Raw genomic sequence first — 23181 nt, forward strand, 5'->3', positions numbered from 1 at the left:
CCCTTCATATCAATTGCGTGCGTGCGAAAGCTGGAAGCCGTCCACGCCTTCGAACGTGCACAGCTCGCTGGCCAGCAGCGACAGCGGCGCGCCCGGCTTGCCGGGCAATTCCAGCGCGACGAAATGCCACTCCTGGCAGCCCTTCTCGCTGGAGATCGTGAGCGAGCCGCCGGCGATCTCGTAGCCGCGCTCCAGCGCCGCCTGGCGCAGCGTCTCTTCCTGCGGATAGACGCCGGGCTTGAAGTGCAGCGTGACGGCCACCGCATGGCGCGACGGCAGCAGGCCCACGGCCTTGTTCAGGTAGATCATGATCATCGCGGAGAAGAACGCGAGACCCATCGCGGCCATGTAGAACCCGAGGCCCACGAGGATGCCGATCACGGACGACGACCAGATCGACGCCGCCGTCGTCAGGCCGCTGATGTTGAAGCCCGAACGCATGATGACGCCGGCGCCGAGGAAACCGATGCCCGTCACGACGCCCTGGATCACGCGCGTGGGATCCACCAGTGCCACGGACGACCCGTGCCCGCCGAACCAGTGGCTCGGATAGCCGGCGACGATCGTCAGCGCGCACGACGCCATGCACACGAGGCCATACGTGCGCATGCCGGCCGCGCGGCCGTGGTACGAACGCTCGTAGCCGACCATGAGGCCCAGCAGCAGCGCGCCCGCCAGGTTCAGGAGGATCAGCGCGTTCGTGGCCAGTTCGGCCTGCGACCAGTACGCGCCGACCAGCTCCGGCAGCGTGAGGGCCAGGTCGTTCGATGCGGGAGCCGTCAAGGCTTTTTCCTGACCAGCTGTTTTTCGAATTCGACGTCGTGCTTGCTGATGCGCTTGACCTCTTGCGGACCGAGGCCGTTGACGAACGCCACGAACTCGTCGAGCTCGAGCGGCGCGCACAGCGGCGGCGCGCCCGGCTTTTCGGACAGGAAGAACAGGCCGTCGCCGGTGCGCGCCATCGAATACGACGTCACGCCGGTGCGCCGCTTGAGCCGGTCGACGGCGGCACTGGCGCGGGTGGAACGTGCTCCTGCCATGTCAGATCTCCTTGGTACGCAGTTCGAGCCAGTCGCGCGCGGCGCCGGTCACGTGCGGCAGCAGGCGCGCGCGCACGCTGCGGTGGTAGTCGTTGAGCCACGCGACCTCGTCGCCGCGCATCAGCGCCAGGTCGATGCAGCGCGTGTCGATGGGGCACAGGGTCAAGGTCTCGAAGCCGAGGAATTCGCCTTGAGGATCAATGGCTCCATCGCCCACCACGCGCGTCAGCACGAGGTTCTCGATGCGGATGCCCCACTGGCCGGGGCGGTAGATGCCCGGCTCGTTCGACGTGATCATGCCCGGTTCCATGGCCGTATGCGGCTCCGGCGGCGCCGACGGCGAGATCACCTGCGGCCCCTCGTGCACGTTGAGGAAGTAGCCGACGCCATGGCCGGTGCCGTGGCCGTAATCGATTCCAGCCGCCCAGATCGGGGCGCGCGCGAGCGCATCGAGCATCGGCCCTTTCGTCCCGCGCGGGAAGCGCGCGACGGACAGCGCGATCATCCCTTTCAGCACCAGCGTGAAGTCGCGCTTTTGCGCGGCGGACGGCGTGCCGACGGGGACGACGCGCGTGATGTCCGTCGTGCCGCCCAGGTACTGGCCACCGGAGTCGATCAGCAGCAGGCCGTCGCCCTCGATCACGGCGCAGTCGTCTTCGGACGCACGGTAGTGCATGATCGCGCCGTTCGCATTGAAGCCGGCGATGGTGCCGAAGCTGGGGCTGACGAAGTGCGGACGGCGGGCGCGGGCCGCCGTGATCTGCTCGTCGATGTGGACTTCGTTCAGCGGCGTGCGGTTCGGATCGGCCAGCGTCTGCTCGAGCCATGCGAAGAATTCGCACAGGGCGGCGCCGTCCTGTTCCATCGTGTCGCGCACGTGGTCCATCTCGGCATCGAGCTTGCGCGATTTCGCCAGGGTCGTCGGGTTGATGGCTTCCACCACGCGCACGTGCGCCGGCACGGCGGCGCGCATGCCGGCCGTGATGCGGCGCGGGTCGACCAGCAGCGTGCTGTCGGGCGGCAGCGCCGCCAGCGCCTGCCGCGCCCCCTCGTACGGCGCCACGCGCACACCATCCTGTTCCAGGCGCGCACGCAGGCTTCCATCGATCTTGCCGTCGGCGACGAACAACGTGGCGCCCATCGCTTCCACGAGCGTGTGCGCGAGAAACACGGGATTGAAGCTGACGTCGGCGCCGCGCAGGTTGAACAGGTAGGCGATGTCGTCGAGCGTGGAAATGAAGTGACGTTCGGCGCCCAGCCTCGCCATCGCGTTGCGCGTCGCATGCAGTTTATCGGCGCGATCGAGCACCGCGAAGGGCGCCACATGTTCGTAGACCGGCTCGGGCGGCAGGCCCGGGCGGTCATCCCAGATCTCGTCCAGCAGGTCGAGGTCCGTGCGCAGTTTCACACCGCGGGCGGCCAGCGCATCGCCCAGCAGGCGCGCGACGGCGAGGCCCAGCACGCGCGCATCGACGGCCACGGTCTGGCCTGCGTCGAGGTTGTCGGCCAGCCAGTCGATGTGCAGCAGGCTCGCGCCGGACGGGATCTTCATCAGCCGGATGGCCGTGCCGGCCAGTTCGTTCTCGGCCTGCGTGTAGTAGCGGCCGTCCGTCCACACGCCGGCGAAGTCGTGCGTGGCGATGAACGTGCCGACGGACCCGGTGAACCCGGACAGCCATTCGCGGCCCTTCCAGCGGCCGGGCAGGTATTCGGACAGGTGCGGATCGGCGGACGGTACGATGAAGGCATCGACCTGGTGGCGCGCCATCGCGGCGCGCAGCTTCTCGAGGCGCTCGGCGCGCACACGGGTGGAGTCAGGTGCTGGCATGGTGGCTCGGTTGTCGGGTGATGTGTTTATCAAGCCGGTATGATACGCCCTCTGAAGCATACCGCCGACCCGCGCCGCCGGAAATCGCGCGCAAGCGCAAACTGACGGATAATCGCACACCCAGGGATCAATCCGATCCTGCAACCGACCCTGAAATATCATGCAAGACTTTCACTACAACCGCGCCCGCGCGCTGCTGGCCAATGCCGAGGAAATCGTCAGCGCGGACACCGTCCAGGCGGCCGTACGCAACGTCGCCGAAGTGCTGAACCAGCGTTTCGACAATGACGACACGGGGGAATTTCCCCTGGTGCTGGGCGTCATGGGCGGCGCGGTGGTGTTCACCGGCAACCTGCTCCCGCAACTCACGTTCCCGCTCGAATTCGACTACATCCACGTCACCCGTTACGGCGACCTGGACCGTGGCGGCGAAGTCGTGTGGAAAGTCATCCCGCGCCAGGACGTCAAGGACCGCACGATCATCATCGTCGACGACATCCTCGACGAAGGCGAGACGCTGGCCCACGTGAAGCAGCGCCTGCTGGACATGGGCGCGGCCGAGGTGATCCTGGCCGTGTTTGCGGACAAGGAACTCGGTAAAGTGAAACCGGTGCAGGCGGACATCGTCGGCCTGACGGTGCCGAACCAGTTCGTCGTCGGCTTCGGCATGGACGCGCACGGGTATTGGCGCAATTTGCCGGGGTTGTGGGTGATTCGCGACGCGGATAAAGTGCTGGGATAAGCACCAACGTACCCTCAATCAGCGTCGTCCCCGCGCAGGCGGGGATCCAATTTTGCATGCGTACCGGTAGCGCGTAAAACTTGGGCCCCTGCCTTCGCAGGGGCGACGTTTATACGCTAACTCAGGCCTTCAGGCCCAGCCTTTCCCTTGCCGCCTGATACTGCTGCGTCAGGCGCTCCACCATCTCGGCGACCGTCGGCACGTCGTCCATCAGCCCGACGCCCTGCCCCGCGCCCCAGATATCGCGCCACGCCTTGGCGCTGCCGGAACCAAAACTCATCTTGCTCTTGTCCGACACCGGCAGGTTGTCCGGATCCAGCCCGGCCGCCACGATCGATTTTTTCAGGTAGTTGCCGTGCACGCCCGTGAACAGATTCGTGTAGACGACGTCGGCCGCCGTCGATTCCACGATCGCGCTGCGGTAGGCGTCGGTGACGTTCGATTCGCGCGTGGCCAGCCAGCGCGAGCCGATGTAGGCGAAGTCGGCGCCCATCGCCTGCGCGGCGAGGATGGCGTCGCCCGTCGCGATGGAACCCGACAGCGCGATCGGGCCGTCGAAGAATTTGCGCACTTCGCCGACCAGCGCGAACGGCGACAGCGCGCCCGCATGGCCGCCGGCGCCGGCCGCGACGAGGATCAGGCCGTCGACGCCCGCTTCCAGCGCCTTTTCCGCGTGGCGGATCGAAACCACGTCGTGCATGACGATGCCGCCATAGGCGTGCACGGCGTCCAGCATCTCTTTCGGCGGCGCGCGCAGCGACGAGATGATGATCGGCACCTGGTGCTTCACGCACACGGCCACGTCGTGTTCCAGGCGGTCGTTCGACTGGTGCACGATCTGGTTGACGGCGATCGGGCCCACCTTCCGGTCCGGGTGCAGTTCCTGGTAATCCGCCAGCTCGCGCTGCAGGTCCGTCAGCCACGTGTCGAGCAGCTCGGCCGGACGCGCGTTCAGCGCGGGAAAGGAACCGACGATGCCCGCCTTGCACTGCGCGGCCACCAGCGCGGGACCGCTGGCGATGAACATCGGCGACGCGATGACGGGGAGGGACAGGTTTTGCAGGACGGGAGGCAGCGCCATGGGTTTCTCGCGATAGTTGATCGGACCCGTCGATTATGGATTAGAAAAGCACGATCGTGCTAGATTCCGGGCTCTAAATTTGCGGCGCCTGCATCAATCGAACGGAATCTGTTCTTCGCGCCGGCGGATCGCCGCCCACACGGCGCGCTTGGTGTCGTCGTCGGCGCGGCTCCACGCGACGATCTCGTCGATGGTGCGCAGGCAGCCCTCGCACAGGCCCGTCACGGGCGACATCTTGCACACATTGATGCATGGGGACGGCACGGGCGTCTGTTGTTCCGGCAAAAGACGTGTCTCGTTCATGCTGCGGCCTGTGCAACTGTCGGTATTGTGTCGCGCCACTTGGAGCGCCGACTGGTCTGGGATATAGGACACATGGTGCGCAGATTAACCTACCGGGACGAATCGCGCTTGACCGACGAGCCCACCCGCGTAGACTGGGGCTCTTCCGTTGCGCGTTGCGCTTACCCCATCTGTAAGGTTCGCGCAAGCTTTGCCATCAAGACTGAACCCTCGATCGATGCCTCAGCCACGCGCCGGCGCATTGCCGACACACCCCACAAGGAGTGCCGATGTCCCTGAATCACAAGTTCCTGGCGCAAATGCGCGCTGCAACCCGATCCCTGATGCGCCGCGGCCCGTCCGTTGCCCGCACCGTCATCCGGGAATCCGTCAAGAATGCCACCGCCGTGCAGACCGCGGCGGTCAACAGCGTGGAATCCATCACGCCGCCGGCCTCGAATTATCCGACCTACGACGCCTTTTCCGACATGCTGGCCGACCTGTCGCGCCTGGGCCAGAGTGCGAATCCGTTCAATGTGCCCCCGCTGTCGACCGGCGCGGCCGCGATCGGCCTGCCCGGCCATTTCATCGACGCCAGTTATTCGAACGACGCGGGCACCCGCGACTACAAACTGTATATCCCGAGCACGTATGCCGGACAGCCGGCGCCGCTGCTCGTGATGCTGCACGGCTGCTCGCAGCATCCCGACGACTTCGCGCTCGGCACGGGCATGAACGCCCTCGCCGAGGAATATGGCTGCCTCGTCGCCTATCCGGCCCAGTCGCAGCAGGCCAACGCGACACGCTGCTGGAACTGGTTCAGCGCCGCGGACCAGCAGCGCGGCCAGGGCGAGCCATCCATCATCGCCGGGCTCACGCAGGACATCATGGCGCGCTACGTGATCGATCCGAAACACGTCTACGTCGCGGGCCTGTCCGCGGGCGGCGCGATGGCGGCCATCATGGGCACGCTGTATCCGGACCTGTACGCGGCCGTCGGTGTCCACTCCGGCCTGCCGTTCGCGGCGGCGCACGACCTGCCGTCGGCGATGGCCGCGATGAAGGGCGATTTCCGCACCGGCCACAAGCCGGGTAAATCGTTGCCGATCATCGTGTTCCACGGCGACCGTGACACGACCGTGCATCCGGCCAACGGCCACGAACTGATCAACCAGCGCCGGCGCCATCCATCGGAAGACGTCGTCGTCGAACCGGGCAACGTGCCAGATGGCCACGCCTATACGCGCACCGTGCACCGCCGGCCCGACGGCAGCATCCACGCGGAACACTGGGAGATCCACGGTTCCGGCCACGCCTGGTCGGGCGGCGATACGCGCGGCAGCTATACGGATGGCAAAGGCCCGAACGCGAGCCGCGAAATGATGCGGTTCTTCCGGACGGCGCGCTGACGCTTATTGACCCGGTGTACCCGGCGCCTTGTCGGTTCGTTGCGCGATATGCTGTTCGAGGCAGGCCGAACACCAGCACCCGGCCGCTGCGCCGGGCACCGGCAGCGGGACCACGGGCGGCAGCTTCGTGCACCAGCACGGTGCGCCAGCGGTACCATCCGCCATCGCGCAACCGAATTCGGCGCCGCATTGTGAACAAGTGCTCATGCAAAGGTGACATCGTGTATCCAGATGTAATGCACCTTAACGGCCGGTGCCGGAAAATACAACATAGAACTTCTATAATGGCCACTGCGGTAGGCTATTGCCTGTAAAATCTCGCAAATTCTTTTCCGGACCCCCAATGAACGCAACGCTGAGCAATCTGACGGGCGACGACCAGAACAACGACCTGACTGCGGTCTCGCCGCAGATCAAGGCACAGATCCTGGCCGAAGCGCTCCCCTACATCCGCAATTTCCACGGCAAGACCATCGTCATCAAGTACGGCGGCAACGCGATGACCGACGAGCGCCTGAAGCACGGCTTCGCGCGCGACGTGATCCTGCTGAAGCTGGTCGGCATGAATCCGGTCGTGGTGCACGGCGGCGGTCCGCAGATCGACAACGCCCTGAAGAAAATCGGCAAGCAGGGCACCTTCGTGCAAGGCATGCGCATCACCGACGAAGAAACCATGGAAGTGGTGGAGTGGGTGCTCGGCGGCGAAGTCCAGCAGGACATCGTCATGCTGATCAACCACTACGGCGGCCAGGCCGTGGGCCTGACCGGCAAGGACGGCGGCCTGATCCGCGCACGCAGGATGGCCATGCCGGACAAGGAAAAGCCGGGCGAGTTCCTCGACATCGGTTTCGTCGGCGAAATCGAAGCGATCAATCCGGCCGTCGTGAAAGCGCTGCAGGACGACGCCTTCATCCCGATCATCTCGCCGATCGGTTTCGGCCAGGACGGCCAGGCCTACAACATCAACGCCGACGTCGTCGCCGGCAAGATCGCGGAAATCCTGAAAGCCGAAAAGCTGATCATGATGACCAATATCGCCGGCGTGCAGGACAAGAGCGGCAACCTGGTCACCGACCTGTCGGCACGCGAGATCGACGAGATGTTCGCGGACGGCACGATTTCCGGCGGCATGCTGCCGAAAATCTCGTCGGCGCTGGACGCCGCCAAGTCGGGCGTGAACACCGTGCACATCATCGATGGCCGCATCGAGCACTCTTTGTTGCTGGAAGTCTTGACCGAACAGGCTTTTGGCACTATGATCCGCTCGCACTGAATTTCTGTGGCGTCTGAATGGCGCCACAAGAATCACTGCCCTTGTAGCTCAGTGGTAGAGCACTCCCTTGGTAAGGGAGAGGCCACGTGTTCAATCCACGTCAAGGGCACCAGGATTTGTCCAGATTCCCGCCTGTTTTGGTATCCCCGATGCCTGACGTAACGGATAAGACAAGCATCTTGTCCACGCTGCGCGTTTGCGCGGCAGGAATGCAGGACACTCGCGGCGCGATGACAAGCGTCAGGATGCGAGAGAGCAGTAAAAGCTGGAGCGGTAGTTCAGTTGGTTAGAATACCGGCCTGTCACGCCGGGGGTCGCGGGTTCGAGCCCCGTCCGCTCCGCCAGAATTAAGAAAAAGGGTCCGATTTTTCGGACCCTTTTTCGTTCTATCAGAGTGCCTCCCCTGCGGGAGGCACGGTTTGGGGCTCGAAGGGTTTCGCCTGCAAGCGAAACCGCGGCCCGCGGAACGTGGGCGAGCCCCGTCCGCTCCGCCAGAATTAAGAAAAAGGGTCCGATTTTTCGGACCCTTTTTTGTTTCGCATCCGTCGTTCCCGCGTGCGCGGGAAGTCATTTCCGGCAATGCCGGGAAGTCATTTCCAGCAATGCTGGGAATGACAGCTCAGTAGATCCGTTCGATCGTCACCCCGCTTTGTTCAAGCAAAGCCGGCACACTCCCCGTCCCCAATAAATGCAGCACGCCGATCGCGGCCACGGTCCGGTCTTCCGCACGCAGCAATTGCAGCAGGCGCTCGGCCAGCCCGACGTTCCTCTCCTTCAGCAGCACCTGGGTCACGAAGCGGCCTGACACGCTCCGGTCCATCTCGCACCGCTCCGCCATCCGGTCGAGCGCCTGCCGGTCCGCGGTACTCCAGGCCCGCACGACTTCCCGGGCCTCCGTGCGCTGGGCGCCGGATTCGATCGTGTCCATCATTTCTTCCAGAAACCGCCAGCGGTCCGGCATCGGCAGGCGGTCCAGCTGCGCCAATTGGCCGCCCAGCGATTCCAGCGCCAGCACCCGGACGTGGTGCCGGCGCGCCTGGCGGGCCAGCCACGCATCGCTCGACAGGTCGGCCCGGTACCCCTGGCGCGTGTATTCGGCCAGAGTCAGCATCGTCGCCAGCAGCACCGGTTTGAAGCTCAACATCGACGACGCGTCGAGGCCCCCCTGCTGCAACAGCCTGTCGAGACGCCGCCTCTGCCCGGGCGGCAGGCTGTCGTAGGCGGCATTGCCGGGCGCGAGCATGCCGTACGTGCGCAGCGCGTCCTGCAGGTCGGCACGCGGCTGGTCGGGATCGATCTCGAGCGCCAGCGTCGATGCCTCGGCCAGCGCGCCCGTGAGGCGGTCTTCGAGTGGATAGAAGTCCGGCAGGCCGACGTGCAAGGTGCCGAACAGATGCATCACGTGGCCGTCCAGCGTGAGCCGGAACAGCGCACCGCGGTCGGTCGCATGGGCCAGCGGCGTGGCCAGCAGGCATACCAGAATCAGGTGGAAGAAGCGGCGCATACGCATCCTCGCGGAAGTCATCCTTGACCCATTCTGGATCGGCCCGACAGCCGGGCATGCGATCTGGATCAGAGGAAGAAACGCGCTGCGTCATGCCGATATAATCTGAACTCCCTTGTCCGTTCCATTCCCACCGTGTCCAAGCTCCCCTCGCCTGTCTGGCTGTTCGACCTCGACAACACGCTGCACGACGCATCGCACGCGATCTTTCCGGCGATCAGCGCCAACATGAACACGTACATCGCGCGCGTGCTCGGCGACGGCGTCACGCCCGCGAGCCAGGAAGCCGTCGACGCGGCCCGCGTCGGCTACTGGAAACGCTACGGCGCGACGCTGCTGGGCATGATCCGCCACCACCGCGTCGACGCGGCCGACTTCCTGCGCCAGACGCACGACATCGGCGCCCTGCACGAGCTGGTGCGCTACGAGCGCGGCCTGGAGCGCCTGCTGCGCCGCCTGCCGGGACGCAAGATCCTGCTGACGAACGCGCCGACCGCGTATTCGACGGGCGTCGTGCGCCACATCGGCCTGCAGCGCCAGTTCGCCCACCACGTCTCGATCGAGGACATGCGCGTGCACGGCCGGCTGCATCCCAAGCCGTCGAAGCTGATGCTGCGCCGCCTGCTGCGGCGCCACGGCGTGTCGGCGGGGCGCTGCATCCTCGTCGAGGACACGCTCATCAACCTCAAGCGCGCCAAGCAGCTCGGCCTGCGCACGGCCTGGGTCACGCAATACCTGCGCTACAGCGATCCGATCGGCAAAGCCCCCCTGCCGAAGATGGTCAAACGCCCCGGTTACGTCGATGTCAAAGTAAAATCCGTTCTTCGGCTGCCCGCGCACCTGCGCCGGCTCGCCCCCAGACATCACACGGAGAACCTCTAACAACATGGCAAGCACCAAGCCGGGCCAACGCAAGCAGCAGATCCTCCAGGCCCTGGCGGCCATGCTCGAACACCCGAAAGGCGAGAAGATCACCACGGCGGCGCTGGCCGCCCGGCTGTCGGTGTCGGAAGCGGCCCTGTACCGCCATTTCGCCAGCAAGGCGCAGATGTTCGAGGGCCTGATCGAATTCATCGAGGGCACCGTGTTCACCCTGTTCAACCAGGTCGCGGAACGCGAGGACAACGGCGTCGCGCAGGCACATGCGATGCTGCAGATCCTGCTGTCGTTCTCCGCCAATAATCCGGGCATGACGCGCGTGCTGATCGGCGATGCCCTCGTCGGCGAGGACGACCGCCTGGTCCTGCGCATGAACCAGTTCTACGACAAGGTCGAGCTGGCGTTCAAGCAGGCGCTGCGCGTGGCCAGCACGCAGGGCCACGGCCGCGAGGAAGACGTGATCGCGCGCGCCGGGATGCTCGTCGCGTACGTGACGGGACGCTGGCACCGCTACGCCAAGAGCGGTTTCAAGCAGCACCCTGTCGAGAACAGCCCGCTGCAGCTGGCCCTCCTCCTCGCCGCCTGATATCGATCGCCATGAGCGCCATGGACGCCACCGTGTTCGCCCTGCTCGACGACGCGAGCCCCGAAGGCCATGCGCAGGCGCGCTCGCGCCTGTACGAGGGCTATGCGGGCGTGCTGGCATGCCAGCACGTGGAAGACTGGCCGCGCCTGCTGGACGGCGTGCAGGACGCCCTCGCGCGCGGCCTGCACGCCGTGCCGGTGCTGACCTATGAACTGGGCGAGCAGTTGCTCGGCATCGCGGCACCGCGCGAGCTGCACGCGCCGCTGGCCCAGGTGCTGCTGTTCGAACGCTACACGATGCTGGACGCGGCCCAGGTCGACGCCTGGCTCGCCGCAGACGAAGCCAGTGGCCCGGCCGGCATCGGCGCCGTGCGCGCCAACGTCGACGAGGCCACGTTCGCCCAGGCCATCGACCGCATCCGCGACTACATCGCGGCCGGCGACACCTACCAGGTCAACTACACGTACCGTCTCCGCTTCGACGCCTTCGGCGACATCAAACAGCTGTACGCGCGCCTGCGCGCACGCCAGCCGGTGCCCTACGGCGCCCTCGTCTCCCTGCCGGATGGCCGCGCGGTGCTGTCGCTGTCGCCGGAACTGTTCGTGCGCCATGACGCGGGCCGCCTGCTGGCGCGTCCGATGAAGGGCACGGCGCCCGCGGACCTGCACGACGATGTCGTGAACGCCGTGCGCGCCCAGCAGCTGGCCGCGGATCCAAAGAACCGCGCCGAGAACCTCATGATCGTCGACCTGCTGCGCAACGACCTGGGACGCATCGCGCGCACCGGCAGCGTGGGCGTGCCCGCGCTGTTCGAGGTGAAGCGCTACAGCAGCGTGCTGCAGATGACGTCCACCGTGCAGGCCCAGCTCGCGCCGGGCACCACGTTGCAGGACATCTTCACGGCCCTGTATCCGTGCGGCTCGATCACGGGCGCGCCCAAGCGCCGCACGATGGAAATCATCCGCGAACTGGAGCCGGCCGCGCGCGGCATCTACACGGGCGCGATCGGCTGGATCGACCCGCCCGCGGGCAGCGGGTTCGGGACGCCGCAGCATGCGCGGTTCGGCGATTTCTGTTTATCCGTCCCGATCCGCACGCTGACCCTGCTGCCGGAACAGAACGGCGTGCGGCACGGAGAGCTCGGTGTGGGCGCGGGCATCGTGTACGACAGCGACGCGGGCGCCGAGTTTGCCGAATGCCGGCTCAAGGCCGGCTTCCTCACGGGCCTGCCGAACGACTTCGAGATCTTCGAGACCATCCACGCCACGCGCGCGGACGGGTGTCGTCACCTGGAACGCCACCTTGCGCGCCTGGGTGCGTCGGCCGCGTATTTCGGCCATCCGTTCAAGCCGGACCTGGCGCGTGCAGCCGCGGTGGAAGCCTGTGCCGCGCAGCCGGACGACGCCCCGCATCGCGTGCGGCTCGCGCTGCGTCCCGACGGCGAGATCGTCGTGCAGACCGGGGCGCTGGCGCCCTTGCAGGAACCGGTCGCCGTGCTGCTGGCGGACGCGCCCACGCGCGCGCACGACGTCTTCCTGCGCCATAAAACGAGCATCCGCAGCCGCTACGACGCCGCCTGGCGCGCGGCGGAAAGCGCGGGCGCCTTCGACACGCTGTTCTTCAACGAACGCGGCGAACTGACGGAGGGCGGCCGCAGCAACGTGTTCGTGAAGATCGGCGGCCGCTGGTACACACCGCCGCTGTCGTCCGGCGTGCTGCCCGGCGTGATGCGCGGCGTGCTGCTGGACGATCCGGCCTGGGGCGCGATCGAATGCCCGCTCACGCGCGAAAGCCTCGCGCGTGCGCAGGAAATCGTCGTCTGCAATGCGCTGCGCGGGCCGCTGCGCGCCGTATTACGCAAGTAAAAAGGGCCAGCACGAGGCCGGCCAAAACCGGCCAGTTACGGCCGGCACGCTTTTGGAGGAAGCGGGGATTCGGTGCTGCCGGCGTTCAGGCGGGGAGGTGCATCGTGGGACTCTTCTTCATTTGGATTTGATGAAGACAGTCTATTGAGCCACCTCAACAAAATCGTTGATGTGCATCAAAATGCCCACGATGGGATGATTGGCGGGCTCAGCCTTTGAGTGCCTGCTCGATCTTGCCGACGAGGGTAGGATCTTCCGGCGTCACCTTGCTCGGGAAGTAATCGATAACTTTGCCGTTGCGGTCGATCAGGTATTTGTTGAAGTTCCACTTGGGCTGGTTGCCCGTCGCCTTGATCAGCTCCGAATACAGCGGATTGGCTTTATCTCCGGAGACGACGGTGCTGGTGAACATCGGGAACTTCACGCCGTACGTGTTGTAGCAAAGGTCGGCGATCTTCTTCGCGTCCGCGTCTTCCTGTTTAAAGTCGTTCGACGGGAAGCCCAACACGACGAGGCCGCGCGGCGCGTACTTCGCGTACAGCTTTTCCAGGCCTTCGTACTGCTTGGTGAAACCGCAGTAGCTGGCCGTGTTCACCACCAGCACGACCTTGCCGCTGTACTGGCACAGGTCCTGCGGCGCTTCGTCCTGCAGGCGGTTGAAGGTGTGCTTCAGCACGGCGGGGCAGCTGGCCGGATGGGCCGCCGGCTGGGCGGCCGGGGTCTGCGCCAGCGCGGGTGCCGCCGTCATCGTGGAGAACACTGCGGCGGCGCCGAGGGAAAGCAGCAAAGCGGTGGACTTGAGCATGGTCGGAAATCGCACGGGTTGGTGGATCTTCATTCTATGCCAATCGGCGCGGACCGGCAGGCTCAGGGGTCGATCTTCACCTTGGACATGTCCGCCTTCGGCTGAGGCCATTCGAGCTTCATGCCCTGCATCGTTTCCAGCATCAGGTGCGCGATGATCAGGTTGCGGTGCGTCTTCGAATCGGCCGGCACGATGTACCACGGCGCGTGGTCGCAGTCCGTCGCGTTGATCGCGTCGGCGTAGGCGCCCTGGTAGACGTCCCATTTCTCGCGCGCGATGAGGTCGGCCGGGTCGAACTTCCAGTGTTTCTCCGGGTCGTCCAGGCGCGCCTGCAGGCGCTCGCGCTGCTCGTCTTTCGAGATGTGCAGGAAGACCTTCATGACCGTCGTCCCCGTCTCCGCCAGCATGCGTTCGAAGTCGCGGATGTGGGCGTAGCGGCGCTCGAGGTCCTTCCCGTCCAGCGTGCCGAGAATGCGCGGCACGAGCACGTCCTCGTAATGGCTGCGGTTGAAGATCCCGATTTCTCCCTTGGCCGGCACGCGCGCGTGCACGCGCCAGAGGAAATCGTGGGCTTTTTCCTTCTCGGTCGGGGCCACGAAGCCGGTGGCGTGCAGGCCCATCGGATTGATCTGCGAGAACAGCGCACGCACGGTGCCATCCTTGCCGGAGGTATCCATGCCCTGCAGGATCAGCAGCAGCTTCTGGTCGCGCGCGGCGTACAGCTTTTCCTGCAGCTTGGCGATCTCGTCGGTCAGCTCGACAGTAAGCGCTCGCTCGCGTTCCTTGAGCTCGCCATTCTTGAGCTTGCCCTTCTTGTCGTCGCGCAGCGGGGTGGCGCCGGCATCCTTGTCACGCAGTTCCAGGTTTTTCGGCGCGCGGAAGCGTTCCAGCATGCTCATGCGGCCTGTTCTCCCAGCTTGCGGTGTTCGATCAGCATGCAGTGGTTCATGACCACGTCGAGGCCGGCGGCACGGGCCAGGTCGGCGGCGACCTGGTTCTCGATGCCGAGCTGCATCCACAAGCAGCTGGCGCGCACGTCGATGGCGTCCTTGGCGATCGGCGGAATCTCTTCCGACTTGCGGAAGCAATCGACGATGTCGATGCGCGTGCCGGACGACGCCAGCGCGTCGGCCGCCTCCTGCAAGGTGGCATAGACGGTCTCGCCGAGGATCTCCTGGCCGGCGTAGGCGGGATTGACGGGGATGATGCGGTAGCCCTGCTCCTGCAGGTAGCTGGCGACTTCCAGGCTGGCGCGTTCGGGCTTGTTCGAGAGCCCGACGACGGCCACGGTCCGGGCGGCGCGGAGGATTTGTTCGATGGTTCGCATGCTAAGCCTGAGTTTGTCTTGTCGTTGACACTAGCTTATCAGGTTTGCATCATCAGACGGCGCCGCTTACACCGGGGTCAGAGCCCGATTTTGGGCAACAGCCTGGGAGCAATTTCCCAAAACCGGGCTCTGACCCCGGTTTTGGGCAATAAAAAAGGCAGCCGGGGCTGCCTTTCTTTTGAGCGCTCGAAAGACGAGCGATCAGCGTCCTTTATGACGCAGCTTGGCGATGGCCGCCAGCTGGGCGACCGCCGCCGCCAGTTCGGCTTGCGCCTTGGCGTAGTCGATCGCCGAGTCCTTGTTGACCATCAGCTCTTCGGCCTTGCGCTTGGCTTCCTGGGCTTTCGCTTCGTCCAGGTCGGCACCGCGGATCGCGGTGTCGGCGAGGACGGTCACGCCTTTCGGCTGGACTTCCAGGATGCCGCCGGCAACGAACACGAACTCTTCGTCGCTGCGGCCCGCCACCTTGATGCGCACGGCACCCGGGCGGATGCGCGTGATCAAGGGGGTGTGCATCGGGTAGATACCCAGCTCACCCGCTTCACCCGGCAACGCGACGAATTCCGCTTCGCCCGAAAAGATCTGCTCTTCGGCCGAGACGACGTCAACGTGAATGGTATTTGCCATAAGTGTCCTTTGAAGAGGCTAGCTCTTAAGCAGCCAGCTTCTTGGCCTTTTCGATCGCTTCTTCGATGGTGCCGACCATGTAGAACGCCTGCTCCGGCAGGTGGTCCAGCTCGCCCGACGCGATCATCTTGAAGCCCTTGATCGTGTCTTTCAGCGAGACGTACTTGCCCGGTGCGCCGGTGAACACTTCGGCGACGTGGAACGGCTGCGACAGGAAACGCTGCATCTTGCGCGCGCGTGCGACGACCAGCTTGTCTTCCGGTGCCAGTTCGTCCATGCCCAGAATCGCGATGATGTCACGCAGTTCCTTGTAGCGCTGCAGGGTGCCCTGCACGGCGCGCGCGGTCGTGTAGTGCTCTTCGCCGACGACCAGCGGATCCAGCTGGCGCGAGGTCGAGTCCAGCGGGTCGACTGCCGGGTAGATACCCAGCGAGGCGATGTCACGCGACAGAACGACGGTCGAGTCCAGGTGGGCGAAGGTCGTTGCAGGCGACGGGTCGGTCAAGTCGTCCGCAGGGACGTACACGGCCTGGATCGACGTGATCGAACCGGTCTTGGTCGACGTGATGCGCTCTTGCAGGCGGCCCATTTCTTCCGCCAGCGTCGGCTGATAGCCCACGGCGGACGGCATACGGCCCAGCAGTGCCGACACTTCGGTACCGGCCAGCGTGTAACGGTAGATGTTGTCGACGAAGAACAGAACGTCCTTGCCTTCGTCACGGAACGCTTCCGCCATCGTCAGGCCGGTCAGCGCGACGCGCAGACGGTTGCCCGGCGGTTCGTTCATCTGGCCGTAGACCATCGCGACCTTCGAGTTGCCCAGGTTGTCCAGATCGACGACCTTGGCATCGGCCATTTCGTGGTAGAAGTCGTTACCTTCACGGGTACGCTCGCCCACGCCGGCGAACACGGACAGACCCGAGTGCGCCTTGGCGATGTTGTTGATCAGTTCCATCATGTTCACGGTCTTGCCGACGCCGGCGCCGCCGAACAGGCCGACTTTACCGCCTTTGGCGAACGGGCAGACCAGGTCGATCACCTTGATGCCGGTTTCCAGCAGGTCTTGCGACGGCGACAGCTCGTCGTAGGCCGGGGCGGTGCGGTGGATCGACGCGGTGCGTTCCTGGCTGACCGGACCGCGCTCGTCGATCGGGTTGCCCAGCACGTCCATGATGCGGCCCAGCGTGGCCGGACCAACCGGGACCATGATCGGGTTGCCGGTGTTCTGGATGGTCATGCCGCGACGCAGGCCTTCCGAGCTGCCCAGCGCGATGGTGCGGACGATGCCGTCGCCCAGCTGCTGCTGCACTTCCAGCGTCAGTTCGGAGCCTTCCATTTTCAGTGCGTCATACACCTTCGGCATGGCGTCGCGCGGGAATTCCACGTCAACCACCGCGCCGATACACTGAACGATTTTGCCATCAGCCATTTTCGTTCCTTCAGATATAGTTTTAATGTCGTTTCGTGAGGTCGCTACGTCGCTCAGCTGCTGATCGCAGCTGCGCCCGACACGATCTCGGAGAGTTCTTTGGTAATCGCCGCCTGGCGGGTCTTGTTGTAGACCAGCTTCAGCTCGCCGATGACGTTACCCGCGTTGTCGGTCGCGGCCTTCATTGCCACCATACGCGCCGATTGCTCGGACGCCAGGTTCTCGGCCACCGCCTGGTAGATCAGCGCTTCCACGTAACGGACCAGCAGCTCGTCGATCACGACTTGCGCGTCCGGCTCGTAGATGTAGTCCCACGAGTGGGCGCCGCTGTCCGCTTCCAGGTGACCGGCCGGCAGCGGGAGCAGCTGCTCGATGACCGGTTCCTGGCGCATGGTGTTGATGAACTTGGTGTAGCACAGGTACACCGCGTCCAGCTGACCATCCTGGTAAGCGTCGAGCATGACCTTGATCGGGCCGATCAGCTTTTCCAGGTGCGGGGTGTCGCCGATCTGGGTGACGCTCGACACGACTTTCACGCCGACACGGTTCAGGAAACCCAGACCTTTATTGCCGATTGCAACGGCTTCAATGCGCTTGCCCGCGCTTTCCAGCTCGCGGGACTTCTGCGTCACCTGGCGCAGCACGTTGGTGTTCATGCCGCCGCACAGACCCTTGTCGGTCGTGACGACGATGAAGCCGACGGCTTTCGCCTCGACGTCCTTGGCTTGCGCCATGAACGCGTGGGTGTACTCCGGGTTCGCAGTGGCGAGGTTGGCCGTGATGTTACGGACCTTCTCGCTGTAGGGACGGGCGGCGCGCATCCGGTCCTGCGCCTTGCGCATCTTGGACGCGGCGACCATTTCCATCGCCTTGGTGATCTTCTTCGTATTTTCTACGCTCTTGATCTTGCCTCGTATCTCTTTGCCTGCTGCCATGAGCCCTTACTCCTTAAGGGGACGGGGGGAGAGCCCCCGTCCCGAGATCCATCAATTAGCCGGTCTTAGAACGACTTCTTGAAATCGGCGACGGCGGCGGCCAGCGCTGCTTCGCTGTCCTTGTCCAGTGCCTTGGTCTCTTCGATCTTCGACAGCAGCGCGCCGTGGCTCGACTTCAGGAAGCCGTGCAGGCCCGCTTCGAAATCCAGCACGCGCTTGACGTCGATGCTGTCGAAGTAGCCCTTGTTCACTGCGAACAGCGAGGCGGCCATCAGCGAGATCGGCAGCGGCGAGTACTGCTTCTGCTTCAGCAGTTCGGTCACGCGCGCACCGCGGTCCAGCTGCTTGCGGGTCGACTCGTCCAGGTCCGATGCGAACTGTGCGAACGCGGCCAGTTCACGGTACTGCGCCAGGTCGGTACGGATACCACCGGACAGGCCCTTGATGATCTTGGTCTGGGCTGCGCCACCGACGCGCGACACCGAGATACCCGCGTTGATCGCCGGACGGATACCGGCGTTGAACAGCGAGGTTTCCAGGAAGATCTGACCGTCGGTAATCGAGATCACGTTGGTCGGCACGAATGCCGAGACGTCGCCCGCTTGCGTTTCGATGATCGGCAGTGCGGTCAGCGAACCGGTCTTGCCCTTGACGGCACCGTTCGTGAACTTCTCGACGTAGTCGGCGTTGACGCGTGCGGCACGCTCCAGCAGACGCGAGTGCAGGTAGAACACGTCGCCAGGATATGCTTCGCGGCCCGGCGGGCGGCGCAGCAACAGCGAAATTTGACGATAAGCGACTGCCTGCTTCGACAGGTCATCATAGACGATCAGCGCGTCTTCGCCGCGGTCGCGGAAGTATTCGCCCATCGCGCAGCCCGAGTAGGCCGAGATGTATTGCATTGCTGCCGATTCCGACGCCGACGCGGCGACGACGATCGTGTATTCCATCGCGCCGTGCTCTTCCAGCGAGCGCACGATGTTCTTGATGGTCGAAGCCTTCTGGCCGATTGCGACGTACACGCAGGTGACGCCCTGGCCCTTCTGGTTGATGATCGAGTCGACTGCGACAGCCGATTTACCGGTCTGGCGGTCGCCGATGATCAGCTCGCGCTGGCCACGGCCGATCGGCACCATCGCGTCGATCGACTTGATACCGGTCTGCAGCGGCTGCGACACGGATTCACGGGCGATCACGCCCGGGGCGATCTTTTCGATCGGCGAGGTCAGCTTGGCGTCGATCGGACCCTTGCCGTCGATCGGCTGGCCCAGTGCGTTGACGACGCGGCCGCGCAGTTCCGGACCGACCGGCACTTCCAGGATGCGGCCCGTGGTCTTGACGGTGTCGCCTTCCGAGATGTTCTCGTAGGCACCCAGGATCACGGCGCCGACCGAGTCGCGCTCGAGGTTCATGGCGAGGCCGAAGGTGTTGCCCGGGAATTCCAGCATCTCGCCCTGCATCACGTCCGACAGACCATGGATGCGGCAGATACCGTCGGCGACGGAGATCACCGTGCCTTGGTTACGAACATCAGCCTGACCTTCGAGGCCCTGGATGCGGCTCTTGATCAGTTCGCTGATTTCAGACGAATTAAGTTGCATGAGTGCTAACTCCTAATAGTTTCTTGATGCGTAGGGCAAGTCCTGGACGCGGCGACGGTGCTTGTCTAGCGATTCTCAGGCGACCAGCGCGTTGTGCATCTGCTGCAGCTTCGCGCGGACCGAGGTATCGAGCACTTCATCGCCGACGACCACGCGCACGCCACCGATCAGCGACGGATCGACCACGACCGTGGGGTTCAGCTTGCGGCCAAATTTCTTTTCCAGCGTGGCGACCAGCGGGTTGAGCTGGTCGGCCGAAAGTTCAAACGCGCTGTGGATCGTCGCGTCGGCGGCGCCTTCCTGTGCATTCTTGAGCACAGCAAACTGGGCACCGATTTCCGGCAGCAGGGCAACGCGGCCGTTCTCGGCCAGCATTGCGATAAAGTTCTTCGCTTCAGGGCTCAAAGGCGACTTGACCATCGACGCGATCGCATCGGCAAGCTGTGCGTGCGTGACGATCGGATTGGCAGCAAAAGCCTGCACATCCGGATTGGCACCGATCTGCGCCAGTTCCGCGACGGTGGCCGACCAGGCGGCCATGTCGCCCTGCTGGGCGACGCGGAACAGGGCTTCGGCGTAAGGGCGGGCGACGGTTGCGAGTTCAGCCATGATCAGAGCTCGGTCGACAGGCGGTTCAGCAGGTCGGCGTGGGCCGCTGCATTGACTTCGCGCTTCAGGATCTGCTCGGCACCGGCGACGGCAAGGGTAGCCACCTGGCCACGCAGTTCTTCGCGCGCGCGGGTGATTTGCTGTTCCGCGTCGGCCTTGGCACCTTCGATGATGCGTGCGGCTTCGACGGATGCCTGCTGCTTGGCTTCTTCGATGATCGCTGCGGCGCGCTTTTCGGCGTCGGCGATACGCTTGGTGCTTTCGTCACGCGTTGCAGCCAGTTCGGCGGCGATGCGCTTTTCTGCGGCGGCCATTTCGGCCTTGCCACGGTCGGCGGCTGCCAGACCATTCGCGATCCTCTCGGCGCGCTCGTCGAGCGCTTTCATCAGCGGCGGCCACACGAATTTCATGGTGACGAACGCCAGGATGAAGAAGACCACGAACTGGGCAAACAAAGTTGCGTTCAAGTTCACGGTAGGTTCCTTCTCACAAAAACGGATGCCGAACCGTGCTGTCGGTTCGGCGCTTCAGATCACTTATCGTGGGAAGCTCTTAGCTGGTGAACGGCTTGGCGAACACGAACAGCATGGCGATACCAACGCCGATCAGGAATGCCGCGTCGATCAGACCAGCCAGCAGGAACATCTTGGTCTGCAGAGTGTTCATCAGTTCAGGCTGACGTGCCGAGGCTTCCAGGTACTTGCCGCCCATGATCGCGATACCGATACATGCGCCGATAGCACCCAGGCCGATGATCAGACCGCAAGCCAGTGCAACGAAAGAAACGTCAGTCATGAGATTTACTCCAAAAGTTAATTTAAAAAATTGAAAAATTACAACTTCTTTACTACCACTATCTTGGTCGTTCTTGCGATCGTGCCGATCAGTGGCCTTCGTGGGCCTGACCGATGTACACCAGCGTCAGCATCATGAAAATGAATGCCTGCAGCACGACGATCAGGATGTGGAAGATTGCCCAGATCGAACCTGCAATGACGTGGCCGACGAAGCCGAACACGGTTGCCGTGGAGCCGAGCAGTGCAATCAACAGGAACAGCAGCTCACCGGCGTACATGTTGCCGAACAGTCGCATACCGAGCGACACGGTTTTTGCTGCGTATTCGATGATGTTCAACAGGAAGTTGAACGGAGCCATCCAGATGCCGAACGGAGCGGCGAACAATTCGTGGATCCAGCCACCCAGGCCCTTGATCTTGACGCTGTAATACAGCATCAGCGCGAGCACGCCGAGGGACATGCCGAGAGTGCCGTTCAGGTCGGCGGTCGGCACGACGCGGAAATGCGGTTCGCCCATGTCCAGGGCGCGGAAGATGCTGGCAAACAGGTCGACCGGCAGGAAGTCCATCGAGTTCATCAGCACGACCCAGACGAACACGGTCAGTGCCAGCGGGGCGATGAAGGTACGGTCGCCGTGGACGATGGCTTTCGACTGGTCTTCGACCATTTCGACGATCATTTCGACGAACGCCTGGAAGCGGCCAGGCACACCGGAGGTAGCGCGACGCGCTGCCAGCCACATCAGCGTGAGACCGATCACGCCCATTGCGACCGACCACAGGATCGTGTCGAGGTTCCACACGCTGAAATCAACCACGAAGGATTGATGGCCCTGCGTCAGGTGACCCAGGTGGTGTTTGATGTATTCGCTCGCGTTTGGCGCATGCTCCGCCGCGGTTTCTACCGTACTCGTCATTGTTTATGCCCAAATAATAAAATGATGTAACTTTTCAGCGCCACGATGAACCCGCCCAACAGGGCCAGCCAGTTCAGGCCGTGATACAGCCGCACCGTTGCGAACAATAGCGCGAGCGTTAAAGCAATCTTTACAAATTCCCAGATGAAAAATGTGGCGGGGTTTGCACCGCCCATTTTTTGTGAACTGGCGAACAGGCGAAACGCCATGATGCCATTGGGCACGACACAACACATCCCGCCAAGTACCGCCGAAAACATCGCAGCCCACCCCCCAAGCAGTCCGGCGATTACGCCGGCCACAAGTGTTGCCAGGATTTGCAGGGAGACCAAGCGCAGCATTTTTCTGTTCTTTTCGCGCCAGCCGTGGTGGAACCGTGTAACGGTATGGTAATTACATGAATCAGCGGGATTATAAGGTGTTATCGGAGCCATAGTCAAACTCTTCGCTCCGCGCGCCTGCTTATATCGGGTGTAAAAACGACAAAATAAATTACCTGGAAACTGTTAAATTTTCTACGAAATGTTGTGTATTTGCGACTGTTGAGCGAGGTAAACCGATAGTTTCGGCCATGCATATACCGGCGGGTACGGCCTGGTAGCGCGACCAAGGACATGCTCACCGACGTGCTCGATTTGCACCGCGGCAGTGAGGACGCTGTGCGCTGGGAGTGCGTGGCGCGTCGCCGTGGTGCATCCGTTGTGGATAAAAAAATGCCGGGCGCGCAGCCCGGCATCGGTGCGCGAGTGTCGGCGTCAGGCGCGCAGGCGCGCGAGCACGGTGTCGAGGACGTCGAGGTCGGCGAAGTCGATGATCATCTGTCCCCTGCCCTTCGGCCCCATCTTGAACACGACGGGCGTCGCCAGACGGTCGGACAGTTCTTCCTCGAGGCGCACGATGTCGCCCGACTTTTCCTTCTGGCGCGCGGCAGCCGGCGGCGCGTTCTGCTCTTCCAGCGCGCGCGCGACCAGCTTTTCCGTCTCGCGCACGGACATGCGCTTGGCGATCACCTGGTTCGCCAGCGCGATCTGACTGGCTGCGTCGACGGCCAGCAGCGCGCGTGCATGACCCATGTCGATGTCGCCCGCCATCAGCATCGTCTGCACGGGTTGCGCCAGGTTCACGAGGCGCAGCAGGTTCGACACGGCACTGCGCGAGCGGCCGACGGCCTGCGCCGCCTGCTCGTGGGTAAAACTGAATTCCGAGATCAGGCGCGCGATGCCCTGCGCTTCTTCCAGCGGGTTCAGGTCTTCGCGCTGGATGTTTTCGATCAGCGCCATCGCGGCGGCGTTCTGGTCGTCCACTTCGCGCACGAGGACGGGGATCTCGTCCAGGCCTGCCAGCTGGGCCGCGCGGAAGCGGCGTTCGCCGGCGATGATCTCGTAGCGCGCGCCGGCCGGAGACTGGTCGATCGGCCGCACGAGCACCGGCTGCATGATGCCCTGGGATTTGATCGACGAGGCCAGCTCGGCCAGCGAACCGTCGTCCATGCGCGTGCGCGGCTGGTATTTGCCTGCCTGGATCTGACCGACCGGCAGCAGGGACGGCGCACCGCTTGGCGCGGCCGGCGTCTCGGGAGCGTCTCCACCCAGCAGCGCGTCGAGACCGCGGCCGAGTCCTTTGAGTTTTTTGGTTGCCATGACTT

General features: G+C 64.1%; 26 protein-coding genes and 2 tRNA genes. 8 read left to right on the forward strand and 20 right to left on the reverse strand.

All coding sequences use genetic code 11. The features are described 5' to 3' along the window. Positions 1–9 precede the first annotated feature (9 nt). From ACEN98_RS01195 to ACEN98_RS01205, 3 genes are read right to left on the reverse strand one after another with little or no spacing between them, the layout of a single operon-like run. The gene (locus ACEN98_RS01195) at positions 10–783 is read right to left on the reverse strand and encodes an MgtC/SapB family protein (protein WP_413337001.1); all 774 of its coding nucleotides are present in this window, start codon (positions 781–783) and stop codon (positions 10–12) included. Next, positions 780–1040 (reverse strand): hypothetical protein, encoded by a 261-nt coding sequence (locus ACEN98_RS01200; protein WP_258817532.1) that lies wholly within the window; start codon positions 1038–1040, stop codon positions 780–782. The genes ACEN98_RS01195 and ACEN98_RS01200 overlap by 4 nt, the downstream gene beginning before the upstream one ends. Position 1041: 1 nt before the next feature. Beyond that, positions 1042–2868 (reverse strand): aminopeptidase P family protein, encoded by a 1827-nt coding sequence (locus tag ACEN98_RS01205; RefSeq protein WP_413380784.1) that lies wholly within the window; start codon positions 2866–2868, stop codon positions 1042–1044. A 160-nt stretch (positions 2869–3028) separates the two neighbouring features. Between ACEN98_RS01205 and ACEN98_RS01210 the strand changes: the two genes are divergently transcribed. Continuing rightward, positions 3029–3610 (forward strand): hypoxanthine-guanine phosphoribosyltransferase, encoded by a 582-nt coding sequence (locus ACEN98_RS01210; RefSeq protein WP_413380786.1) that lies wholly within the window; start codon positions 3029–3031, stop codon positions 3608–3610. Between the two features lie 121 nt (positions 3611–3731). Here the strand turns inward: ACEN98_RS01210 and ACEN98_RS01215 are convergent, their stop codons facing one another. Together ACEN98_RS01215 and ACEN98_RS01220 are read right to left on the reverse strand one after the other, a co-directional pair. Then, on the reverse strand, positions 3732–4691 hold the full coding sequence (locus ACEN98_RS01215) for an NAD(P)H-dependent flavin oxidoreductase (RefSeq protein ID WP_413336998.1): 960 nt from the start codon (positions 4689–4691) through the stop codon (positions 3732–3734). A 93-nt stretch (positions 4692–4784) separates the two neighbouring features. Beyond that, positions 4785–4994 (reverse strand): DUF1289 domain-containing protein, encoded by a 210-nt coding sequence (locus ACEN98_RS01220; protein WP_413380788.1) that lies wholly within the window; start codon positions 4992–4994, stop codon positions 4785–4787. Positions 4995–5263: 269 nt separating this feature from the next. Here ACEN98_RS01220 and ACEN98_RS01225 point away from each other — a divergent pair, with 269 nt between their 5' ends. Further along, a complete protein-coding gene (locus ACEN98_RS01225; protein WP_413380790.1) occupies positions 5264–6382 on the forward strand; it encodes an alpha/beta hydrolase family esterase in 1119 nt (372 codons plus the stop codon). Positions 6383–6385: 3 nt separating this feature from the next. Here the strand turns inward: ACEN98_RS01225 and ACEN98_RS01230 are convergent, their stop codons facing one another. After that, entirely contained in the window at positions 6386–6589 is a 204-nt protein-coding gene (locus ACEN98_RS01230; protein WP_413380792.1) for a cysteine-rich CWC family protein, read from the reverse strand. A 136-nt stretch (positions 6590–6725) separates the two neighbouring features. Here ACEN98_RS01230 and argB point away from each other — a divergent pair, with 136 nt between their 5' ends. The 3 genes from argB (at position 6726) to ACEN98_RS01245 (ending at position 7999) form a co-directional block, all read left to right on the forward strand. Next, the gene (gene argB, locus ACEN98_RS01235) at positions 6726–7655 is read left to right on the forward strand and encodes an acetylglutamate kinase (protein WP_413336994.1); all 930 of its coding nucleotides are present in this window, start codon (positions 6726–6728) and stop codon (positions 7653–7655) included. Positions 7656–7692: 37 nt separating this feature from the next. After that, positions 7693–7767, forward strand: a tRNA-Thr gene (locus ACEN98_RS01240). A gap of 155 nt (positions 7768–7922) precedes the next feature. Continuing rightward, positions 7923–7999, forward strand: a tRNA-Asp gene (locus ACEN98_RS01245). 275 nt (positions 8000–8274) lie between these two features. On the opposite strand, the gene ACEN98_RS01250 is transcribed toward ACEN98_RS01245, so the two are convergent. Then, positions 8275–9159: a TraB/GumN family protein gene (locus ACEN98_RS01250; RefSeq protein ID WP_413380794.1), complete on the reverse strand. Its 885-nt coding sequence runs from the start codon at positions 9157–9159 to the stop codon at positions 8275–8277. Positions 9160–9285: 126 nt separating this feature from the next. Here ACEN98_RS01250 and ACEN98_RS01255 point away from each other — a divergent pair, with 126 nt between their 5' ends. Genes ACEN98_RS01255 through ACEN98_RS01265 form a run of 3 tightly spaced genes read left to right on the forward strand, consistent with a single transcriptional unit; the run spans position 9286 to position 12489 of the window. Then, positions 9286–10041: an HAD-IA family hydrolase gene (locus tag ACEN98_RS01255; protein WP_413385932.1), complete on the forward strand. Its 756-nt coding sequence runs from the start codon at positions 9286–9288 to the stop codon at positions 10039–10041. Between the two features lie 4 nt (positions 10042–10045). Then, entirely contained in the window at positions 10046–10624 is a 579-nt protein-coding gene (gene slmA / locus ACEN98_RS01260; RefSeq protein ID WP_413380796.1) for a nucleoid occlusion factor SlmA, read from the forward strand. 20 nt (positions 10625–10644) lie between these two features. Beyond that, positions 10645–12489: a chorismate-binding protein gene (locus tag ACEN98_RS01265; RefSeq protein WP_413385933.1), complete on the forward strand. Its 1845-nt coding sequence runs from the start codon at positions 10645–10647 to the stop codon at positions 12487–12489. Positions 12490–12697: 208 nt separating this feature from the next. Here the strand turns inward: ACEN98_RS01265 and ACEN98_RS01270 are convergent, their stop codons facing one another. From ACEN98_RS01270 to ACEN98_RS01330, 13 genes are all read right to left on the reverse strand, one after another. After that, positions 12698–13294 (reverse strand): glutathione peroxidase, encoded by a 597-nt coding sequence (locus ACEN98_RS01270; protein WP_413380798.1) that lies wholly within the window; start codon positions 13292–13294, stop codon positions 12698–12700. A gap of 62 nt (positions 13295–13356) precedes the next feature. After that, on the reverse strand, positions 13357–14193 hold the full coding sequence (locus ACEN98_RS01275) for a PPK2 family polyphosphate kinase (protein WP_413380800.1): 837 nt from the start codon (positions 14191–14193) through the stop codon (positions 13357–13359). Beyond that, positions 14190–14621 carry a CoA-binding protein gene (locus ACEN98_RS01280; RefSeq protein WP_413380802.1) on the reverse strand — a complete coding sequence of 144 codons (432 nt, stop codon included), beginning with the start codon at positions 14619–14621 and terminating at the stop codon, positions 14190–14192. Before ACEN98_RS01280 ends, ACEN98_RS01275 begins: the two co-directional genes overlap by 4 nt. Positions 14622–14822: 201 nt before the next feature. Further along, the gene (locus tag ACEN98_RS01285) at positions 14823–15248 is read right to left on the reverse strand and encodes a F0F1 ATP synthase subunit epsilon (protein WP_036237213.1); all 426 of its coding nucleotides are present in this window, start codon (positions 15246–15248) and stop codon (positions 14823–14825) included. A gap of 25 nt (positions 15249–15273) precedes the next feature. Then, positions 15274–16677 carry a F0F1 ATP synthase subunit beta gene (gene atpD / locus ACEN98_RS01290; RefSeq protein ID WP_105378643.1) on the reverse strand — a complete coding sequence of 468 codons (1404 nt, stop codon included), beginning with the start codon at positions 16675–16677 and terminating at the stop codon, positions 15274–15276. Between the two features lie 53 nt (positions 16678–16730). Continuing rightward, entirely contained in the window at positions 16731–17612 is an 882-nt protein-coding gene (atpG, locus tag ACEN98_RS01295; protein ID WP_056133854.1) for a F0F1 ATP synthase subunit gamma, read from the reverse strand. Positions 17613–17677: 65 nt separating this feature from the next. Then, a complete protein-coding gene (gene atpA / locus ACEN98_RS01300) occupies positions 17678–19213 on the reverse strand; it encodes a F0F1 ATP synthase subunit alpha (RefSeq protein WP_413336987.1) in 1536 nt (511 codons plus the stop codon). Between the two features lie 75 nt (positions 19214–19288). Beyond that, on the reverse strand, positions 19289–19822 hold the full coding sequence (locus tag ACEN98_RS01305; protein ID WP_413336986.1) for a F0F1 ATP synthase subunit delta: 534 nt from the start codon (positions 19820–19822) through the stop codon (positions 19289–19291). Between the two features lie 2 nt (positions 19823–19824). Then, positions 19825–20295: a F0F1 ATP synthase subunit B gene (locus ACEN98_RS01310; RefSeq protein WP_413380804.1), complete on the reverse strand. Its 471-nt coding sequence runs from the start codon at positions 20293–20295 to the stop codon at positions 19825–19827. A gap of 79 nt (positions 20296–20374) precedes the next feature. After that, a complete protein-coding gene (gene atpE, locus ACEN98_RS01315; protein WP_091665119.1) occupies positions 20375–20617 on the reverse strand; it encodes a F0F1 ATP synthase subunit C in 243 nt (80 codons plus the stop codon). An 88-nt stretch (positions 20618–20705) separates the two neighbouring features. Beyond that, positions 20706–21536 carry a F0F1 ATP synthase subunit A gene (atpB, locus tag ACEN98_RS01320; RefSeq protein WP_413380806.1) on the reverse strand — a complete coding sequence of 277 codons (831 nt, stop codon included), beginning with the start codon at positions 21534–21536 and terminating at the stop codon, positions 20706–20708. Next, positions 21533–21877, reverse strand: coding sequence for an ATP synthase subunit I (locus ACEN98_RS01325; protein ID WP_413380808.1), 345 nt, complete (start codon positions 21875–21877; stop codon positions 21533–21535). The genes atpB and ACEN98_RS01325 overlap by 4 nt, the downstream gene beginning before the upstream one ends. 414 nt (positions 21878–22291) lie before the next feature. Next, a complete protein-coding gene (locus tag ACEN98_RS01330; RefSeq protein ID WP_413380810.1) occupies positions 22292–23176 on the reverse strand; it encodes a ParB/RepB/Spo0J family partition protein in 885 nt (294 codons plus the stop codon). Positions 23177–23181: the final 5 nt, after the last annotated feature.

It is taken from the genome of Massilia sp. CT11-137 (assembly GCF_047302885.1).
Taxonomy (GTDB): Bacteria; Pseudomonadota; Gammaproteobacteria; order Burkholderiales; family Burkholderiaceae_D; genus Telluria; species Telluria orientalis.

Excerpts from the sequence above, each read along its gene's own strand:
- ACEN98_RS01200 (WP_258817532.1), bottom strand. The coding sequence starts at position 1,040 with ATGGCAGGAGCACGTTCCACCCGCGCCAGTGCCGCCGTCGACCGGCTC.
- ACEN98_RS01205 (WP_413380784.1), bottom strand. The coding sequence starts at position 2,868 with ATGCCAGCACCTGACTCCACCCGTGTGCGCGCCGAGCGCCTCGAGAAG.
- ACEN98_RS01210 (WP_413380786.1), top strand. The coding sequence starts at position 3,029 with ATGCAAGACTTTCACTACAACCGCGCCCGCGCGCTGCTGGCCAATGCC.
- ACEN98_RS01215 (WP_413336998.1), bottom strand. The coding sequence starts at position 4,691 with ATGGCGCTGCCTCCCGTCCTGCAAAACCTGTCCCTCCCCGTCATCGCG.
- ACEN98_RS01220 (WP_413380788.1), bottom strand. The coding sequence starts at position 4,994 with ATGAACGAGACACGTCTTTTGCCGGAACAACAGACGCCCGTGCCGTCC.
- ACEN98_RS01225 (WP_413380790.1), top strand. The coding sequence starts at position 5,264 with ATGTCCCTGAATCACAAGTTCCTGGCGCAAATGCGCGCTGCAACCCGA.
- ACEN98_RS01230 (WP_413380792.1), bottom strand. The coding sequence starts at position 6,589 with ATGAGCACTTGTTCACAATGCGGCGCCGAATTCGGTTGCGCGATGGCG.
- argB (WP_413336994.1), top strand. The coding sequence starts at position 6,726 with ATGAACGCAACGCTGAGCAATCTGACGGGCGACGACCAGAACAACGAC.
- ACEN98_RS01250 (WP_413380794.1), bottom strand. The coding sequence starts at position 9,159 with ATGCGCCGCTTCTTCCACCTGATTCTGGTATGCCTGCTGGCCACGCCG.
- slmA (WP_413380796.1), top strand. The coding sequence starts at position 10,046 with ATGGCAAGCACCAAGCCGGGCCAACGCAAGCAGCAGATCCTCCAGGCC.
- ACEN98_RS01265 (WP_413385933.1), top strand. The coding sequence starts at position 10,645 with ATGGACGCCACCGTGTTCGCCCTGCTCGACGACGCGAGCCCCGAAGGC.
- ACEN98_RS01270 (WP_413380798.1), bottom strand. The coding sequence starts at position 13,294 with ATGCTCAAGTCCACCGCTTTGCTGCTTTCCCTCGGCGCCGCCGCAGTG.
- ACEN98_RS01275 (WP_413380800.1), bottom strand. The coding sequence starts at position 14,193 with ATGAGCATGCTGGAACGCTTCCGCGCGCCGAAAAACCTGGAACTGCGT.
- ACEN98_RS01280 (WP_413380802.1), bottom strand. The coding sequence starts at position 14,621 with ATGCGAACCATCGAACAAATCCTCCGCGCCGCCCGGACCGTGGCCGTC.
- ACEN98_RS01285 (WP_036237213.1), bottom strand. The coding sequence starts at position 15,248 with ATGGCAAATACCATTCACGTTGACGTCGTCTCGGCCGAAGAGCAGATC.
- atpD (WP_105378643.1), bottom strand. The coding sequence starts at position 16,677 with ATGGCTGATGGCAAAATCGTTCAGTGTATCGGCGCGGTGGTTGACGTG.
- atpG (WP_056133854.1), bottom strand. The coding sequence starts at position 17,612 with ATGGCAGCAGGCAAAGAGATACGAGGCAAGATCAAGAGCGTAGAAAAT.
- atpA (WP_413336987.1), bottom strand. The coding sequence starts at position 19,213 with ATGCAACTTAATTCGTCTGAAATCAGCGAACTGATCAAGAGCCGCATC.
- ACEN98_RS01305 (WP_413336986.1), bottom strand. The coding sequence starts at position 19,822 with ATGGCTGAACTCGCAACCGTCGCCCGCCCTTACGCCGAAGCCCTGTTC.
- atpE (WP_091665119.1), bottom strand. The coding sequence starts at position 20,617 with ATGACTGACGTTTCTTTCGTTGCACTGGCTTGCGGTCTGATCATCGGC.
- atpB (WP_413380806.1), bottom strand. The coding sequence starts at position 21,536 with ATGACGAGTACGGTAGAAACCGCGGCGGAGCATGCGCCAAACGCGAGC.
- ACEN98_RS01325 (WP_413380808.1), bottom strand. The coding sequence starts at position 21,877 with ATGCTGCGCTTGGTCTCCCTGCAAATCCTGGCAACACTTGTGGCCGGC.
- ACEN98_RS01330 (WP_413380810.1), bottom strand. The coding sequence starts at position 23,176 with ATGGCAACCAAAAAACTCAAAGGACTCGGCCGCGGTCTCGACGCGCTG.